Below are 17,335 nucleotides of genomic sequence, written 5' to 3'. Positions count from 1 at the left end.
GGCACACGGGGAGGATTCTAGTGAGGGTACCCTTCGCGATTCGGTCATCCTGGGACGCTGAACGGACACGGCGACCAGCCAGGACAACGGTTCCGACGCCGTGTCCGCTGTACGACGACTGTCGTCCGCCCGGGCACTCCCGGCGTCCCTAGCGTGAACTGTCATGCGGACCCCACCGAACACCCACCTGCCGGAGGACCCCACCACCGTCACCACCGGGCAGATTCTGCGCATCGCACTGACACGTGACCGACGCGCCGGACGCCTCGCGCTCTGCACCGGCGGACTGATCGTGCACGACCTCGGCGAGGCGGCCGTCCCCGTGCTCATCGGTGTCCTCATCGACCGGGCGATCATGCCCGGCGACGCCCACGCGCTGGTCACCTGGCTCGGTGTCCTGGCCGGGGCCTTCCTGCTGATGTCCCTGGCCTACCAGCGGGCAATGCTCGGCATGGTGCGGGTCTACGGCCACGGCGAGCACGACCTGCGCCAACTCGCCGTCAGCCGGGCCCTCCACCCCCGGCGCCACGCGCCCCGCGCCACCGGTGAGATTCTCTCCATCACCACGAACGACACCTTTCAGGTGGCCGGTGTCGCCTGGAGCATCGCCCAGCAACTCGCCACGGTGGCCGGGCTTGTCGCCGCCGCCGGCGCCCTCCTGGTCATCTCCGTCCCGTTGGGCGTCGGGGTCCTCGGTGGCGCGGTCGCCGTCCTGGTCCTGATGCAGCGGCTCTCCCGGCCGATGTTCGCCCGCGGACGGAGCGAACAACGCGCGGTCGCCGACGCCAGCGAAGTCGCCACCGACGCCATGGCGGGCTTACGCATCCTCCGTGGCCTGGGTGCCCAGGGGGAGATCGTGCGGCGCTACCGCCGGGCCAGCACCCGCTCCCGCGACGCCGCGGTCGCATCGGCAGTCTCACTCCGCAACTACGACGCGGTCAGCGACATCGTCTCACTGCTCTACCTGGCACTGCTGACCTTCACCGCCGGATGGATGACCGTCAACGGAGTCATCACCCCCGGCGAGCTGGTGACGGTGATCGGGTTGGCGCAGTTCTTCAAGGCCTCACTGGCGCACATCGGGACGTTCGGGGCGAACTGGGCCTACAAACGCGCCTCCGCGGCACGCCTGCAGGAGTTCATCTCCGGGGAGTTCCTGCTTCCCGGCGCGAGGGGCACGTCGGGTGGCCCCGCGGCCACCGGCACTGCACTGACCTGGGTGACGGACACGGGCACCGCGGTGACGGCGGTTCCCGGTGACGTTGTCGGCCTGCACGTCGCGGATGCCACAGACGCGCGCCGGGTAACCGATCTCCTCGGATTCCGTACCACTCCACGCCGCGGCGAGCTCTTCCTCGGCGGAGTGGACGCCCTCGATCTGGGCCCGGAGATGTGGCGGCACACGGTCACCGTGCCGCCTCGGGGCGCGACCCTGTTCACCGGGTCCCTGAGGGAGAACGTGACCTTCACGGACGAACCGGCGGACCCTGACATCGCGGCCGCCACCGCGCTCGACGACGTGATCGACCACCTGGGGTCCGCCGAGGTCGCCGTCGGGGAGGACGGCCGCCGACTCTCCGGCGGACAACGCCAGCGGGTCGCGCTGGCCCGCGCCCTCCACACGGCCGGTTCCGTCCTCGTCCTCGACGAACCGACGATCTCCCTGGACCCGGTGACGTCCCGGAACGTGGCCGCCGGGGTGACCTCCTTCATCCGTCGCGACGGGGCCCGGGCCGTACTGGTGGTGTCGTCCGACCGTATGGTCCTCAGCCACTGTGACACGGTGGTGGACCTGTGAGCGCGGTGGAGTCCCGCCTCCCCGAGGCCACCGTCCGACAGACACTCCGCACGGTGTGGGCGTTGCTGGGCGACCGTCTGAGGGCCCTGGCCGCCGTCGTCGCAGCCTTCACCGTCGGCTCCGCCGCTGCTCTCGCGGTCCCTGCTCTGCAGGGACGTATCGTCGACGACGTCATCGACGGGCACGGTCTGGGGCGACTCTCACTCACCGTCGGCGGCATCGTGGTGGCCGGCGTTGTCGCCGCGGTGCTCCTCCTGTGGGGTGGACGCCTGCTGGTCCACACGTTGCAGGATGTGCTGGCGGGGTTGCGGGAAGACGTCCTCGAGGCCGCGGTGAACCTGGACACCACGGACGTGGAGAACGCCGGGAGTTCGGATGTCGTCTCGCGCGTCACCGGCGACGTCGAATCCGTGACCACCGCAGTCACCGAGGTCCTTCCACGCACCACCCAGGCACTGTTCACTCTGCTGGTCACCGCACTGGGGTTCGCCGTGCTGGATCCGTGGCTGGCGCTCGCGGCACTGGTGGCCGTCCCCGTCCAGCTCCTCTCCGGGACGGTCTTCCTGCGGAGGTCGCGGCCGTTGTACATCCGTCAGCAACGGATGGACGCCGAACGCGGTCAGGCGCTGATCGAAACCGTCAATGGGTCAGAGACGGTGTGCGCCCATACCAGGGAGGACGCACGCCTGGGGCTCATCGCCGAGCGGAGTCTCGCCTCGGTGGAGATCGGCCGCGCGGCGACAAAGGTACGCAATGTCTTCAACGGCGGCCTGAACACAGCGGAGTTCCTCGGTCTCGCCGCCGTCATCTGCGTGGGATTCTGGCGGGTCGACGCCGGGGCACTCACTGTGGGTGCCGCGACCGCAGGCGCGTTGTTCTTCCAACGGATCTTCGCCCCGGTGAGCGTCCTGCTGGCCAGCATCGACGATCTTCAGCGTGCGGAGGTCGGCCTGGCACGCCTCGTCGGCGTCCTGGTGGCCCGACATACCGTGCAGGAACCGCAGACGGTACCGGACTGCGGCGGGAGGTCGGCCCAACCTGTGGAGATCAGGGACGTCTCGTTCCGGTACGGCGGCACCGGAGCAGGCGTGGACCACGTCACACTCTCGATCCCCGCCGGGTGTCGTGTGGTGCTGGTCGGCGCCTCCGGGTCCGGGAAGTCGACGCTCGCCCGTCTCATCGCCGGCTCATTGCGACCCGACCGGGGCAGCGTCACCGTCGGCCGCGCAACCGCAGACAACGCGGTCACTGCGGACGGGACGCCTGCCTGCGTGCTGGTCACCCAGGAGCTCCACCAGTTCTCGCAGTCGGTGGCGGACAACCTGCGACTCGCCGCACCGGATGCGACGGACGCCGAACTCCTCGCGGCGTTGGCGGTCGTGGCACCGGAGCGTGGAGAGAGTCTCGACCTCGATGACACCGGTCCACTCGACGAGTCGGTACTCCAGCTGCTGGCGCTGGCCCGGGTACTTCTCGCCGATCCGCCGGTCATCGTCCTCGACGAGGCCACCGCCCATGCCGGAACAGGCGACGCCCTCGCACGGCTCGATGCTGCGGTGAACGCGGTCACGGCCGGGAGGACATCGGTCATCGTCGCCCACCAGCTCTCCCAGGCCCACAACGCGGACCTGGTGGTGGTCCTCGACCGCGGAACGATCGCCGAAGCAGGGACGCACACCGATCTCCTGGCACGCGAGGGGCACTACTCACGGCTGTGGGATGCGTGGCAGATGCAGACACCGTGACACCGTGTAGCGGGCCAACCCCTCCCGGAGCCTTCGGGTGGAGTATGCACCCGCCGGAGTGACTGCAGCGGCTCCTGCGACGTCCCGGCAACCCCACAGGTCGGTGGGACCAACCTGTGGGGTTGCTGCGTCAGCGGGAGGGAAGGAGCCCGGAGCCGGAGGAGTCCCTGCTACCCCAGCATCTGCTCCCGCACCTCCACGCGGCGGACCTTCCCCAGCTGGTCGGCGGGCAGTTCATCGAACACCTGGAAGACCCGCGGCACCTTGTAGCGGGCCAAGCCCTCTCTGCAGTGGTCCTTGAGCACCTCTTCGTCCAACCGGGCACCGTCCTCCAGGACGATACCGGCGGCGACGGTCTCCGAACCGTCGTCACGCGGCAGGCCCACGACACTGGCCTGGGCGATGGACGGATGCTCGGTGAGCACCTCCTCGACCTCTGCCGGGTAGACGTTGAAACCACCGGTCACGATCATCTCCTTGATGCGCGAGACGATCTTGACGAAACCGTCGGACTCCTTCACCGCCATGTCCCCGGTACGGAACCAACCGTCCACGAAGACCTTCTCATTGGCGTCCGGACGGTTGAGGTAGCCGCCGAAGACCTGCGGCCCCTTCACCACCAGCTCGCCGGCCTCACCGTCGGGGAGTTCGCGGGCGGGGTCGTCCTGGTCGACCACCCGCACATCAGTGTCCGGGAACGGGATGCCCACGTATCCGGGACGACGGTCGGTGCTCATCGGGTTGCCGATGACGATCGGCGAGGTCTCCGTGAGCCCGTACCCTTCGACCAGGAGTCCGCCGGTCATGTTCTCCCAGCGCTTCACCAGTTCCACCGGCAACCCGGAAGCGCCGGAGAAGCTGGCCTTGACCCCGGAGATGTCGATCTTCTGTTTCTCCGCGATGTCCATGATCGTCTGGTACAACGCAGGGACGCCAGGGACCCAGGTGGGCTTCTGCTTCTTCATCGCCGAGGCCAGCAGGGGCTTCTCCGGCGCCGGCAGCAGCACCACGGTGCCGCCGATCAGCGGAGCGAGGGTGATGTTCATCGTCAGCCCGTAGGCGTGGAAGATCGGCAGCGCCGCGAGCATCCGCTCAGGCTCCGCTCGCTGACCCAGCTCCGGGACCCAGGCGACCCCCTGGATGATGTTGGCGCAGAGGTTGGCGTGCGACAGCGCCGCACCCTTCGGTGTGCCCGTGGTGCCCGAGGTGTACAGCACGATGGCCGGATCGGAGGGCGCCACCTCCGCCGTCTCGATCAGCGCACGCCCCTCGGATTCGGAGGCGTCCTTGACCAGGTCGGACCATTCCGTGAGTCCGTCGGTACTGCCCTGCAGTTTGTCACGCATGGTCCTGACGGGCTTGACCGGAAGCTTCAGTGCCGCACGCAGGTAGACCGGCATCGCGCGGGTGACGGTGACCGGGATGATCTGCTCGAGCGGGGCGACCGTGCGCAGTTCACGGGCGACCTCCACTGCCTTGTCCCAGAAGATGCCGACCTTCGCACCGTGGTCCTTGAACGCGACGGCAAGCTCGCGGGCGGTGTAGAGCGGGTTGTGCAGCGTGGCAGTGGCGCCGAGGGAGAGCACCGCGTAGAAGCTGATCAACGCCTGCGGACAGTTCGGCAGCGCGATCGCCACGCGGTCACCCTTCCGGACACCACGGTTGTGCAGCATAGACGCCGTCTTGCGGACGTCGCGTCCGTAGTCCGCGTAGGTGAGGGTGCTGCCGAAGAAGGTCATCGCCGGACGATTTGGCCACGTCCGTACGGCATGGTCGAAGACGGTGGCGAGAGTGCGCTCGTCGGCCCCGTCGTACTCCAGTTCAGGGCTGGTCCATTCGGGGTAGTACTGCCGCCAGGTCCTGTGGCTGTTGCTGTCGTCCATACTGTGTCAGGTTACGCCTGTAATATGGGTCACCCCCCTGTACTCGTGGCGTTCACGGTGCCCACCGTCCCCACGACCCCACGACGCAGACACCACCACCGAGAGGTCACCGTCATGTCCACCTGGCTCAACCCCTACCTGAAGTTCCGTGACACCGCTGCGGAAGCTCTGACCCTCTACGCCGAGATCTTCGGCGGGAAAGCGGATACGCTCACCTTCGGCCAGGCGGGTGCCGCCGACACTCCGGAGCGTGAGCCCCTGGTGATGCACGGCCACCTGGAAACTCCGGACGGCTGGACGTTCATGGCCTGTGACACCGCCGACACCGATCCGCGTGAATTTGACGCGCCTCCGGTCGACCTCTGCATCGGTGGCGACGCCGACGAATACGAGAAGCTCGCCGGCTGGTTCGAAGCCCTGGCCGACGGCGGCACTGTCATGCTCCCCCTGGAGAAGCAGATGTGGGGCGACTGGTTCGGCCAGGTCCGCGACAAGTTCGGGGTCTCCTGGATGGTGAACATCTCCTCCGGCGACCAGCCCTGACCCGCTGACACCCCGTCCGGGCGTCACTCCAGGTCGCGCCCCACACAACGCAGTGCCAGCTGCGCGTAGAAGTCCGCGAGCTCGTCCGGACTGATGTAGACGCCGTCACGGTACCAACGCGCGATGTCGACCCCCATCGACAACAGCGCTTCCGTGCACGTGCGTGAATCCGGTGTGCGGAACTCACCCTCTGCGACACCGGCATCCACGATGTCGCGCAGACGTGCCGTGACCTCGCGTCGTAAGGCGGACACCACCACAGCATGTTCCGCCGACAGTGACGCCAGTTCGTAGTTCACCACCCTCGCCCCGGTGTGTTCGAGCGCGTGGTAGCGGGCGAAGGCGGACATCACCGACGCCAACCGCTGCGGTGCCGGGGCATCCGGAAGATCCGCGTCGTCCATCACCTCCAGTGTCTGCACGTGGCCGTCGTGCATGAGCTGGTACAGCAACTCCTCCTTCGACGGGAAGTGGACGTAGACAGCTGCTGGACTCATCCCCGCCGCCCCCGCGATGTCACGGGTGGTGGTGCCGTGAAAGCCACGGTCAGCGAACGCTTCCGCGGCGGCCGACAGAAGCCGGTCCCTGGCACCGGCGGTACGGGCTGTCGGGTTGTCGCCGCTCTTGCCTTCAGTCACTGTCGTCTTCTCCCTCGGACGGCGTCGGTGCCGGTGCTTCCTGCAACGCCGGCGGGCAACCCCAACATGCAGTGAGGCACCTCATGAACCCACGGTTGACGTGGTCGACATCACAGTGCACAGTGGAGTGTACCTAAGCAACTGCTTAGTAGGTACCCTTCTCGGGTCACCTGCACCGGTCACCCCTCCGCTGTCCGCCGGGACATAACCCGGGCCACGCCTCCGGCGAGAACGGACGGCACCCGAAAGGACACCACTCAGGATGACAGAAGCACACAACGCCGGGCAGCCGGCGGCGTTCACCACAGAAGGCTCAACGGTCGTCGTGACCGGGGCCGGCAACGGCATCGGGGCAGCGATCGCCCGCAACCTCGCCCGGGACGGTGCCCGGGTCGTCGTCTCCGACCTCGATGAGGCCGGCGCGGAACGGACCGGCCAGGAGATCATCGACGCCGGGGGCGAGGCGCTGGTCGTCGTCGGCGACGCCGCCTCCGAGGTCGGTGTGGCCTCTCTCGTGGAACGGGCCCGCGCCACCTACGGCGGCATCGACGCGTGGTTCGCCAACGCGGGAGTCGACCGTGGGCACCGTCTCGACGCCGCCGAGGCAGACTGGGACACGTCCGTCCAGGTCAACATGATGGCCCACGTCCGCGCGGCACGACTGCTGGTACCGGACTGGGTGGAGCGCGGTCGAGGACGTTTCGTGGTGACCGCCTCAGCGGCGGGACTGCTGACCATGCTGGGAGCTCCGGCCTACTCGGCGACGAAGCACGGTGCCGTGGCCTTCGCCGAATGGCTCTCGGCCACCTACCGCCACCAGGGTGTCGTCGTCCAGGCCATCTGCCCGCAGGGGGTTCAGACCCGCATGCTCGCCGGGACCGGCCCGTACCAGGAGCTACTCGGCCGGGATACCGCGCTGACCCCGGAGCAGGTGGCGGACACCGTCATGGACGCCCTCCAGGGCGACGCCTTCTACATCCTCCCCCACCCGGAAGTGGCCGACTACTACGCGAAACGGGCCACCACACCTGACCGGTGGCTCGCAGGCATGAACAAGATCGCACGGACCATCGAGAGCAAGGAGCAGTAATGAGAGCATGGCAGGTACCCGAACTCGGGGAGCCGTCGCAGATCCTCACCACCGTGGAGACGGACATCCCGGAGCCCGGTCCCGGGCAGGTGGTGGTCAAGACGCGTGCCACGGCCTCCAATTTCCCCGACGTCCTGATGTGCCGGGGCAAGTACCAGGTACGCCCCGACCTCCCCTTCACCCCCGGTGTCGAACTCTGCGGTGATGTCACCGCCGTCGGCGAGGGCGTTGAGGGGATCACCGTAGGCGACCGCGTCTACGGCACGTCGGAACTCCCCTACGGCGGCTTCGCCGAGTACGCCGTCCTCAGCGCGGCGACGTGCTTCCCCGCCCCGGAGTCACTCGATGACGGCCAGGCCGCGTCGCTGTTCATCGGCTATCAGACGGCATGGTTCGCCCTGCACCGTCGGACCCAGCTGAAAGCCGGTGAAACACTGCTCGTCCACGCCGCAGCCGGCGGCGTGGGCAGTGCGGCGATCCAGATCGGCAAAGCCGCCGGTGCACGCGTCATCGGCGTGGTCGGCGGCCCGGACAAAGCGGAGATCGCCCGCCAGCTGGGGGCGGACGTCGTCGTCGACCGCCACTCCGAGGACTTCGTGGCGGTGGTGAAGGAAGCGACCGGCGGGCGCGGCGCTGACGTCGTCTTCGACCCGGTGGGCGGGGACACCTACCGCCGTTCCACCAAGTGCATCGCCTTCGAGGGCCGCATCGTGGTGATCGGGTTCGCCGGGGGTGAGATCCAGGAGGTCGCACTGAACCACGCCCTGATCAAGAACTACTCGATCCTGGGGCTGCACTGGGGCCTGTACAACAAGTTCGACCCCGCCGCCGTGCGTCACTGCCATGAGGAGCTGACGGCGCTGGCCGATGAGGGGAAGGTCGCGCCACTGGTCAGCGAGCATCTCAGCTTCGACGAGGTGCCGGACGGTCTGCAGCGGCTGGCGGACGGCACGACCGTCGGACGCGTGGTCTACCAGGCCTGAGTGTGCGCCTCGCCGGGAAATGGGCACCATCCTGTGCACGCGGTTCGGGGGTGTGGCGTGGACAGGATAGTGTCTATTTCCCATGACGGCCAGAGGGCACCTCCGGCTTCAGCAACGGTTCAGCCGGGCCGTGCAAGACTGGACGCCATGCGGATTCTGCTGGTCGATGATGAGAAGCGTCTCGCTGACGGCGTACGCCGCGGCCTGGAGGTTGAAGGCATGGTCGTCGATGTCGCCCATGACGGCGCCACCGGACTGGACATGGCGTCGGACGCAGACTACGACGTCATCGTCCTCGACGTGATGATGCCCGGACTGAACGGCTACCGCGTCTGCCAGGCACTGCGCGCCGACGGCGACCACACCCCCGTCCTGTTTCTCACCGCGAAAGACGGCGAATGGGACGAGGTCGAGGGCCTCGACACCGGTGGCGACGACTGGCTGACCAAACCCTTCTCGTTCCCGGTGCTCATCGCCCGTCTCCGGGCTCTCGCCCGGCGCGGGGCCCGGGAACGTCCCGCCGTCCTCGAGGCCGGTGACCTGACCCTCGATCCGGCTGCGCGGCAGGCGTTCCGCGGCGATCAGGAGATCACGCTCACCTCGCGCGAGATGGCGGTGCTGGACTTCCTGCTGCGCCGCCGCGGGGAGGTCGTGACCCGTCAGGAGATCATCGCCAATATCTGGGGCGACTCCTTCACCGGGGACGTCAACATCATCGAGGTCTACATCGGGCACCTGCGTGCCAAAGTCGACCGGCCTTTCGGACGGCACGCGATCGAGACGGTGCGGGGCGTGGGTTACCGGCTGTCCGGGACGGGTGGGTAAGTCGTGCCCGGCACACGACCCACCACACGTCACGGGACACGCCACTCGATCCGTACCCGGGTCACGGCAGGGGCGACCGCCATCGTCACGTTGATCCTCGTCGTCAGCGCGGTGGTCGCCGTACTGGTGCTCGGACGGGTGCTCACGACGTCCGTCGAAGAGTCCGCGGAGCAGGACCTCGACTCCCTCAGTTCACAGGTCGAGAACGACCCCTCGCGGGCAGAGAGCATCATCACCGGAGTCGACGATGACCAGCTCGTACGGTTCAACGCTGCCGGCGACACCCGCACCGTGGTCAATGACGACGAGGCTGACGAGCTCCCGGAGCCCGGCGAGTCGTCCCGACGGGTCACCGTGGACGGCGAGCCCTACCTGGTGGTCTCCGAGGACACCGACGCCGGGACGTTCACCGTCGCCCGGACGACCGAGCACGTCGACGAGACCGTCGGCGCGACGACGATCCTGCTGGCCGTGGCCGTCCCACTGGTCATCGTGCTGGTGGGTGCGGTGGTGTGGATCGTGACCGGACGTGCGCTCCGTCCGGTCGAACGCCTCCGCCGTCAGGTCGACAGCATCACCGCCGAGGAGCTCTCCCGCCGGGTGGACGCCGGGGACGACGAGCTCGGGGCACTGGCGACAACCATGAACCGCATGCTTGCACGACTCGAGCATTCCCAGGCGGTGCAACGCAGATTCATCAGCGACGCCTCCCACGAACTCCGCTCACCGTTGGCGACCATGCGCCAGCACGCGGAACTCGGGGCGTCCTACCCGGACGCCACCTCCCTGCACGAACTCAGCGAGGTGGTCATCGATGAAGGGGAGCGGATGCAGAACCTGGTGGAGGGTCTGCTGCTGTTGGCGCGGCTCGACGAGAACCACCGGCCTCCCACGGAGCTGGTGGACCTCGACGACCTGCTGTTGGCGGAAGCGGACCGGCTGGGGCGGATCAGTGCGCTCACCGTGGACACCTCCGATGTGGATGCGGTCCAGGTGGAGGGCAATCCCCGACTGCTTGGCCGGGCGGTGCGCAACCTCGTGGACAATGCCGCCCGTCATGCGGAGTCGCGGGTCGTTCTCGGTCTCCGCAACGCCGACCACACCGGTTCAGCTGTCATGCTGACCGTCGCGGACGACGGTGCCGGTGTCCCGGAGGACGACCGGGAGCGCATCTTCGACAGGTTCGCCCGCCTGGATGAGGGGCGTGCCCGCGACGCCGGAGGGAGCGGCCTCGGACTCGCCATCGTCAAGGAGATCGTCCAGGCCCACCACGGGCAGGTGGCGGTCGGCGAGAGCACAGCAGATGCGACGCACGGAGGCGCAGTTTTCACCGTTACCCTGCAGAGATAAAGGCGCTTTCAGCAACTTTCAGAAAGGGTTCAGTACCTGCCGGTCATAGTGGGTGCATGACCGAAAACACAGGGAACACAGCACACACAGAAACCACCGACTCAACCACAACACCGCGTAAGAAGCGTAAGGGCCTGGCCATCGGAGCCGGCGCGATCGCCGCCCTGCTTCTCGCTGGCGGCGTCGCCTACGGTGTCTCGGAGAACTCCGGCAATGATGGTAACGACGGTACCGACAGCGTGCGTACCGTCGCCGCCGATAACCAGGCTGACACTGACGGCGCACCGGCCACCGCCGGGACGGACGCCGCCTCATTCCGCGACGCCGCGGAACAGGCCGTCGCCGAAGCCGGTGGCAATGGAGCCAGCTCCGTCGACATCGAGGGGACCGGTCACGAGGTCGAGGTTGAACTCGACGACGGCGCATCCGCCGAGGTCCATGTCGCCGCCGACGGTGCCATGCGCGTCGAGACCGAGGAAGCAGACAGGTCCGACCAGCAGGATCCGGTCCTCGACCTGGATGCGCTCGACGACGCGGTCGACGCGGCCCTGGCAGCGTCCGGTGAGGCCGGTGTCCGGGACGGCGTCGTGGACTCCGTGTCCGCCTCCGATGACCGGGGCGTGACCTACGAGGTCAGTGTCCAGGGGCAGGACGGACGCGAGGTCGATATCGACCTGGCCGACGACTTCTCCGTGGTGGCCACCGACCTCGACGACTGACAGACGACCGACAGACATATATCGCAGCACAAGAAGGCACCGTCCTGGGCACGCGTATCACAGCCAGCGCGTGCACAGGATGGTGCCTGTTTTCAGGAGAGCCTCGCCCCGCGCGCCCTTACCCCTCCAGCAGCGGTGAGACCTTGTTGTCGAACATGCTCAGCGCGGCTCCGATGGCCATGTGCATGTCCAGGTACTGGTAGGTGCCCAGGCGCCCGCCGAAGAAGACCTTGTTGTCCGCGGTCTCGGCATCGGCGAGTTCGCGGTAACGCAGCAGCTTCTCGCGGTCCTCGGGGGTGTTGATCGGGTAGTACGGCTCGTCCTCGCCTTCGGCGAAGCGGCTGAACTCCTTCATGATCACGGTCTTGTCGTCCGGGTAGCTCTTGCGCTCCGGGTGGAAGTGACGGAACTCGTGGATGCGGGTGTAGGGGACGTCCGCATCGTTGTAGTTCATCACCGGGGTGCCCTGGAAGTCGCCGGTCTCCAGCACCTCGGTCTCGAAGTCGAGGGTGCGCCAGCCGAGGTGGCCCTCGGCGTAGTCGAAGTACAGGTCCAACGGGCCGGTGTAGACCACCGGTGCGTCCGGGCTGGCGTCGCGGATCCCGTCACGGACATCGAACCAGTCGGTGTCCAGGCGGACCTCGATGTTGGCGTTCTTCGCCATGTTCTCCAACCACGCGGTGTACCCCTCGACCGGCAGCCCTTCGTAGGTGTCGTTGAAGTACCGGTTGTTGAAGGTGTAGCGCACCGGCAGGCGGGAGATGTTCGCCGCCGGAAGCTCCTTGGGGTCGGTCTGCCACTGCTTGGCGGTGTAGTCCCGGACGAAGGCCTCGTAGAGCGGACGGCCGATCAGGGAGATGCCCTTCTCCTCGAGGTTGGCGGCGTCCTCGGGGTTGAGCCCGTCGGTCTGCTCCTTGATCAGTTCCCGGGCCTCGTCCGGGCTGTAGTACTTCCCGAAGAACTGGTTGATCAGGCCCAGGCCCATGGGGAACTGGTAGGCGGTGCCGTCGTGCATGGCGAACACGCGGTGCTGGTAGTCGGTGAAGTCGGTGAACTGGTTGACGTAGTCCCAGACCCGCTTGTTCGAGGTGTGGAACAGGTGCGCACCGTACTTGTGGATCTCGATGCCCGTCTCCGGCTCCGCCTCGGAGTAGGCGTTGCCGCCGATGTGGCTGCGGCGCTCGAGCACGAGCACCTTCTTGTCCAGCTGGCTGGCGGCGCGCTCCGCGACCGTCAAGCCGAAGAACCCGCTCCCGACGACGATCAGATCATATTCACTGTTCCGGTCACTCATGAACAGTAACGATACAGCCCGTGGCCTGCCCGGGTGCGGCGCCATGCCGGTGGCCCTACTATGGGACGCCATGAGTTCCCGCGCAATCGAGCTGCCCACCACCATGTCGGCCGTCGCGGTCACCGGTGAGTTTCCCGTGGATGACCCCCGGTGTCTGACCGACGTGACCGTCCCCCTTCCGGAGATCGGCCCGCACGACCTCCTGGTCGAGATCCAGGCTGTGTCGGTGAATCCGATCGACACGAAGATGCGTCGCCGCTCGGGCGATGCCCTCGCGCGGGGAGAACAGCCGATCCTCGGCTACGACGCTGCCGGCGTCGTCCGCAGAGTCGGCGAGGAGGTCGAACGTTTCGAGGTCGGTGACCGGGTGTTCTACGCCGGGAGCCAGCTGCGCGACGGCACGAACGCCCGGTTCCACGCGGTCGACGAGCGCATCGTCGGCCACCGTCCCACCACCTGTTCGGCGACCGAGGCAGCCTCGCTCCCCCTGACGGCGTTGACCGCCTGGGAAGCCCTGTTCGAGCGTCTCGGCGCATCGATCGACTCGAACGGTTCACTGCTGGTCCTCGGCGGTGCAGGCGGTGTGCCCAGCGTGATGATCCAGCTCGCGCGTGCACTCACCGGCCTCACGGTGATCGCCACCGCCTCCCGTGAGGAGTCGCGCGACTGGGTCGTCGAGATGGGCGCCCACGAGGTCGTCGACCACCGGCGCAACCTGGCACCACAAGTACTCGACCTCGAGCCGGACGGTATCGACCTGGTCTTCACCTCCAACTCCTCCGGACACGCCGAGGAACTCGCCGAGATCATGACACCGCAGTCGCGTTTGTGTCTGATCGACGATCCGGAGGATTTCCAGATCGCGCCGTTCAAGCAGAAGTCGATCTCGATCCACTGGGAATCAATGTTCACCCGCACCGTGTTCGACACCGAAGACGTCGATGAGCAGGGTGTGATCCTGGACCGCATCGCCGGGATGGTCGATGACGGCCGGCTGATCCCCACCGTCGGCGAGACGATGATCGGCATGAGCGCGGCCACCCTGGCCGAGGCCCACAGCGAGATCGAGCGTGGGCACGTGACCGGCAAACTCGTCGTACGGATCTAGGTCCGGTCCCCGCGGCGTCTCAGAACCTCAGGACGGAGACGACGTCCGCCACACACACCGGGCGGTCGCCGCCCTCACGTTCGATCGTCACGCGGGTCACCACACGCTGTCCGCCGCCGCCGGGTTCGACGGAGAGTAGTTCCGCCCCCGCACGGATCCGTGAACCCACGGGGACCGGAGCGGGAAAACGCACCTTCTCCGTCCCGTAGTTCACTCCCATCGTCGTCCCCTTGACGGTGTAGATCTGCCACACCAGCATCGAGACCAGTGACAGCGTCAGATAACCGTGGGCGATGGTCGAGCCGAACGGCCCTTCCTTCGCACGTTCCGGGTCGACGTGGATCCACTGGTGGTCGCCGCTAGCGTCGGCGAACTGGTTGATCCGTTCCTGGTCAATCTCGAGCCAGTCACTGTAGCCGAGGTGGTCGCCGACGGCGGCCTGCAGTTCATCGAGTCCGTTGAGTACACGCACTGTTCTAGTCCTTCGGCCCGCCGGCGACGTACAGCACCTGTCCGGACACATAGCCGGCGCCCTCACTGGCGAAGAAGCTGATGGCATGGGCGATGTCGGCCGGGACGCCTGCACGCTGGACGGGGACCTCCTTGGCCGCGGCGGCCTTGAAGTCGTCGAAGCTCACACCCACCCGCTCTGCGGTCGCCTGCGTCATTTCGGTGGCGATGAAACCGGGGGCGACGGCGTTCGCCGTGACACCGAACTTGCCGAGTTCGATGGCGAGGGTCTTGGTGAATCCCTGCATACCCGCTTTCGCCGCCGAGTAGTTGACCTGCCCGCGGTTGCCCAGGGCTGAGGTCGACGACAGGTTGATGATGCGGCCCCACTTTTCCCTGGTCTGGTAGGCCTGCACCGCGCGGGACATGAGGAACGCACCCCGCAGATGCACGGACATCACCGCATCCCAGTCGTCCGTACCCATCTTGAACAGGAGATTGTCCCGGATGATTCCGGCGTTGTTCACCAGGACGGTGGGGGCGCCGAGTTCGTCGGCGACCCGGTCGACGGCGGCCTTGACCGCGTCCTCGTCGGAGACGTCCGCGCCGACGGCGAGGGCCTTCCCTCCGGCGTCTGTGATGCGGTCGACGACCTTCTGGCACGCGCCTTCATCGAGGTCGAGGACGGCGACCGCCATGCCGTCGTCGGCGAGACGTGCTGCCACCTCCGCACCGATGCCGCGGGCGGCGCCGGTGACGATTGCTGTGCGTTGGGACATGTGGACTCCTTATGGTGACGTGGTTGCCGTGGTGTTCACCGAAACAGAGCCTGGACGCTCCGCCGATGCCTTCCACCAAGGATACTACTAAGAATCATGGCCGTGCGGTCGTGAGAACGGCAAGATTCCTGGGTCCGCCCCACCTGCCGGTCATCTGCCCATGATGCCTGTGGGAAAGCACCTCAGTACAAGTGTGAGTACAAGTGTTCCTATAACTTGTAAAAGTTAGACTTTAAACTTGTATATCCGCTAAACTCTGCCCATGAACTGGACCGATGAGAGAATCCGCGCAACCCTCTCCGAGATGCGCCGCTTCGGCGATGACTTCACACTTGTAGAAGTGAAGGAGGCTGCGGGAGGTGTACCCGCGTCCCTTCCCGAAACGATCTGCGCTTTCGCGAATATGCCACAAGGTGGCACCGTCTTTCTCGGCATCAGTCAGAGGAAGAACTTCACGGTCACCGGTGTCGACTCTCCGAGCGACATGATCCAGGCGGTCACCAGTCAGACCCGGAACGCGGTCACGCCTGCTCCCCAGATCGAAGCGTATCCGGTCACGGTTGACGGCACGTCCATCGTGGTGGTCGAGGTGACTGCGCTCGGCGCAACTCAGAAACCTGCCCTCTACAAGGGCAGGGCATATCTACGTCAAGCCGACGGGGACTACCAGATGAATCCGAATGATCTGCGGATGATTGAAATCGACGCTCTCCATGACTCCGAGCGCATCGCCTACGACATGGTCGCCGTTCCAGGGGCCAGCATCGAAGACCTTGACCAGACGGTTCTTCCGCAGTATCTGTCATCAGTGCGTGCAAGCAGCCGCAGACTTCGCGACGTGGATGATGACGACCTGCTACGTCTCACCTCAGTCATCACCGCCGACGGCGAGCTGACCACCGCAGGCTTGTTCGCCCTCGGCTTCTTCCCTCAAGGAAAGATTCCCTCCCTCGCGGCAACTGCGGCAGTACGCATGCCCCGTGACGGCAGTGGGGTACGTACACGAAACCGTCGTGACTTCGACGGACCGCTCCCCTCGCTTCTCGAAGAGTTGCAGGACTGGATCGAGGACAATACGGGGACCGATGATATTTACCGCGCTGACGGACACATGGCTCAGCGCTCGGAATTTCCGTTAAGGGCTGTGCGTGAGGTTGTCGCGAACGCTCTCGTCCACCGTGATCTCGGACCCGAGACACTCGGCACAGGTGCACGGATCCAGGTGCGGTTAACGCCAGAGACTCTCATGATCGTGAACCCTGGCGGTCTGCGCGGGTTGTCCTCCTCGGAACTGGAATCTGGCCTGTTCCGGCCGAAGGCAGTCAATCAGCGCCTGTACGAAATGGCGAAGCATCTGACAACCGCCGACGGCGCCAACGTCATCGAGGGAGAAGGCGGCGGCATCAGGGAGATGCTCGCCGAGACCCGGGATGCAGACCTCCACCGGCCGAAGTTCATCGACCGCGGTGTCGATTTCACTGTTCTGCTGAGACGCGGTCCAATCTTCTCCGGGGAGGATATCCGACGTCTGGAAATGCTTGCACCGGGCATCCGGCTGTCGCATATCCAGAAGGTGCTCCTCCTTTCCCTCGACAACGGAGAAGCATGGACAATCCCCAAGATGTGCACGGAATTCTCCCCGCTGACTCGTACAGAGGCAGACAGCCAGCTCGACAGCCTGCGACACCAGGGACTCGTCACAGTCACCGCGGACGGGATCATGCTGGCTTCCAGCCCTTCAGGTGACGGCGGCCCCGGCGCAGAGGGCCCGGTCACGGAAGGGACACCGGAATATCGACGTCCGGCCCCAGAGGCCCCACCGTCCGATCACGCCGGTGACACTACCTGGCTTCGCCGTATCACCAAGAACGGGCCGGCTGTATACAGCGCACTGCCTACAGAGGAGACCATCGACTTCCACACTCTCGTGTCACGGGTGGGAATGCCCGACGCGAGCGTCCGCTATGCACTCTCCCGCCTCATGGGGTCCGGCGTTGTCACGATGGTCGGTGGCCAGGGACACCACGCCACCGGCTACCGACGGGCCTGACTTACACCGATACAGGTGGACGCAGGAGGCGAACACTCGTAAAAGTTAGACTTTAAACTTCCACAGACATCACAAGTGTC

General features: G+C 66.5%; 15 protein-coding genes. 10 read left to right on the top strand and 5 right to left on the bottom strand.

The window, feature by feature from the left end:
- The first annotated feature begins 163 nt into the window (after nt 1-163).
- Both FS507_RS08095 and FS507_RS08090 read left to right on the top strand, forming a co-directional pair.
- Entirely contained in the window at nt 164-1,798 is a 1,635-nt protein-coding gene (locus FS507_RS08095) for an ABC transporter transmembrane domain-containing protein (RefSeq protein WP_145942285.1), read from the top strand.
- Nucleotides 1,795-3,543 carry an ABC transporter ATP-binding protein gene (locus tag FS507_RS08090; protein WP_145942284.1) on the top strand — a complete coding sequence of 583 codons (1,749 nt, stop codon included), beginning with the start codon at nt 1,795-1,797 and terminating at the stop codon, nt 3,541-3,543. The genes FS507_RS08095 and FS507_RS08090 overlap by 4 nt, the downstream gene beginning before the upstream one ends.
- Nucleotides 3,544-3,713: 170 nt before the next feature.
- Here the strand turns inward: FS507_RS08090 and FS507_RS08085 are convergent, their stop codons facing one another.
- Entirely contained in the window at nt 3,714-5,426 is a 1,713-nt protein-coding gene (locus FS507_RS08085) for a long-chain-fatty-acid--CoA ligase (protein ID WP_145942283.1), read from the bottom strand.
- Nucleotides 5,427-5,540: 114 nt separating this feature from the next.
- Between FS507_RS08085 and FS507_RS08080 the strand changes: the two genes are divergently transcribed.
- Complete coding sequence (locus FS507_RS08080; RefSeq protein ID WP_145942282.1) at nt 5,541-5,969, top strand: VOC family protein; 429 nt, start codon at nt 5,541-5,543, stop codon at nt 5,967-5,969.
- A 23-nt stretch (nt 5,970-5,992) separates the two neighbouring features.
- Here FS507_RS08080 and FS507_RS08075 read toward each other — a convergent pair whose 3' ends face one another.
- The gene (locus FS507_RS08075) at nt 5,993-6,607 is read right to left on the bottom strand and encodes a TetR/AcrR family transcriptional regulator (protein WP_145942281.1); all 615 of its coding nucleotides are present in this window, start codon (nt 6,605-6,607) and stop codon (nt 5,993-5,995) included.
- Nucleotides 6,608-6,869: 262 nt separating this feature from the next.
- Here FS507_RS08075 and FS507_RS08070 point away from each other — a divergent pair, with 262 nt between their 5' ends.
- From FS507_RS08070 to FS507_RS08050, 5 genes are all read left to right on the top strand, one after another.
- The gene (locus FS507_RS08070; RefSeq protein WP_145942280.1) at nt 6,870-7,697 is read left to right on the top strand and encodes an SDR family NAD(P)-dependent oxidoreductase; all 828 of its coding nucleotides are present in this window, start codon (nt 6,870-6,872) and stop codon (nt 7,695-7,697) included.
- Complete coding sequence (locus FS507_RS08065) at nt 7,697-8,680, top strand: NADPH:quinone oxidoreductase family protein (protein WP_145942279.1); 984 nt, start codon at nt 7,697-7,699, stop codon at nt 8,678-8,680. The genes FS507_RS08070 and FS507_RS08065 overlap by 1 nt, the downstream gene beginning before the upstream one ends.
- A 147-nt stretch (nt 8,681-8,827) precedes the next feature.
- A complete protein-coding gene (locus FS507_RS08060; RefSeq protein ID WP_145942278.1) occupies nt 8,828-9,505 on the top strand; it encodes a response regulator transcription factor in 678 nt (225 codons plus the stop codon).
- 3 nt (nt 9,506-9,508) lie between these two features.
- Nucleotides 9,509-10,855: a sensor histidine kinase gene (locus tag FS507_RS08055; RefSeq protein ID WP_145942277.1), complete on the top strand. Its 1,347-nt coding sequence runs from the start codon at nt 9,509-9,511 to the stop codon at nt 10,853-10,855.
- Nucleotides 10,856-10,911: 56 nt separating this feature from the next.
- Nucleotides 10,912-11,574, top strand: coding sequence for a hypothetical protein (locus tag FS507_RS08050; RefSeq protein ID WP_145942276.1), 663 nt, complete (start codon nt 10,912-10,914; stop codon nt 11,572-11,574).
- A 118-nt stretch (nt 11,575-11,692) separates the two neighbouring features.
- Here FS507_RS08050 and glf read toward each other — a convergent pair whose 3' ends face one another.
- Nucleotides 11,693-12,868 carry a UDP-galactopyranose mutase gene (glf, locus tag FS507_RS08045; RefSeq protein WP_145942275.1) on the bottom strand — a complete coding sequence of 392 codons (1,176 nt, stop codon included), beginning with the start codon at nt 12,866-12,868 and terminating at the stop codon, nt 11,693-11,695.
- Nucleotides 12,869-12,938: 70 nt separating this feature from the next.
- Here glf and FS507_RS08040 point away from each other — a divergent pair, with 70 nt between their 5' ends.
- Nucleotides 12,939-13,976: a zinc-binding alcohol dehydrogenase family protein gene (locus FS507_RS08040; protein ID WP_260853231.1), complete on the top strand. Its 1,038-nt coding sequence runs from the start codon at nt 12,939-12,941 to the stop codon at nt 13,974-13,976.
- 19 nt (nt 13,977-13,995) lie between these two features.
- On the opposite strand, the gene FS507_RS08035 is transcribed toward FS507_RS08040, so the two are convergent.
- On the bottom strand, nt 13,996-14,448 hold the full coding sequence (locus tag FS507_RS08035) for a MaoC family dehydratase (RefSeq protein ID WP_260853230.1): 453 nt from the start codon (nt 14,446-14,448) through the stop codon (nt 13,996-13,998).
- 4 nt (nt 14,449-14,452) lie between these two features.
- Complete coding sequence (gene fabG / locus FS507_RS08030; protein WP_145942273.1) at nt 14,453-15,205, bottom strand: 3-oxoacyl-ACP reductase FabG; 753 nt, start codon at nt 15,203-15,205, stop codon at nt 14,453-14,455.
- A 262-nt stretch (nt 15,206-15,467) separates the two neighbouring features.
- On the opposite strand from fabG, the gene FS507_RS08025 reads away from it, so the two are divergent.
- Complete coding sequence (locus FS507_RS08025) at nt 15,468-17,255, top strand: RNA-binding domain-containing protein (RefSeq protein WP_260853229.1); 1,788 nt, start codon at nt 15,468-15,470, stop codon at nt 17,253-17,255.
- Nucleotides 17,256-17,335: the final 80 nt, after the last annotated feature.

The sequence above is a fragment of the Corynebacterium glyciniphilum AJ 3170 genome (assembly GCF_007673095.1).
In the GTDB taxonomy this organism is placed as follows: domain Bacteria; phylum Actinomycetota; class Actinomycetes; order Mycobacteriales; family Mycobacteriaceae; genus Corynebacterium.
The sequence above is the reverse complement of the archived record's forward strand: the minus strand, read 5'-3'. Positions and strand labels throughout refer to the sequence as shown.

Coding starts and splice junctions, on each gene's coding strand:
- FS507_RS08025 (WP_260853229.1), top strand. CDS start 15,468: ATGAACTGGACCGATGAGAGAATCCGCGCAACCCTCTCCGAGATGCGC.
- FS507_RS08095 (WP_145942285.1), top strand. CDS start 164: ATGCGGACCCCACCGAACACCCACCTGCCGGAGGACCCCACCACCGTC.
- FS507_RS08050 (WP_145942276.1), top strand. CDS start 10,912: ATGACCGAAAACACAGGGAACACAGCACACACAGAAACCACCGACTCA.
- fabG (WP_145942273.1), bottom strand. CDS start 15,205: ATGTCCCAACGCACAGCAATCGTCACCGGCGCCGCCCGCGGCATCGGT.
- FS507_RS08085 (WP_145942283.1), bottom strand. CDS start 5,426: ATGGACGACAGCAACAGCCACAGGACCTGGCGGCAGTACTACCCCGAA.
- FS507_RS08070 (WP_145942280.1), top strand. CDS start 6,870: ATGACAGAAGCACACAACGCCGGGCAGCCGGCGGCGTTCACCACAGAA.
- FS507_RS08065 (WP_145942279.1), top strand. CDS start 7,697: ATGAGAGCATGGCAGGTACCCGAACTCGGGGAGCCGTCGCAGATCCTC.
- FS507_RS08040 (WP_260853231.1), top strand. CDS start 12,939: ATGAGTTCCCGCGCAATCGAGCTGCCCACCACCATGTCGGCCGTCGCG.
- FS507_RS08080 (WP_145942282.1), top strand. CDS start 5,541: ATGTCCACCTGGCTCAACCCCTACCTGAAGTTCCGTGACACCGCTGCG.
- FS507_RS08060 (WP_145942278.1), top strand. CDS start 8,828: ATGCGGATTCTGCTGGTCGATGATGAGAAGCGTCTCGCTGACGGCGTA.
- glf (WP_145942275.1), bottom strand. CDS start 12,868: ATGAGTGACCGGAACAGTGAATATGATCTGATCGTCGTCGGGAGCGGG.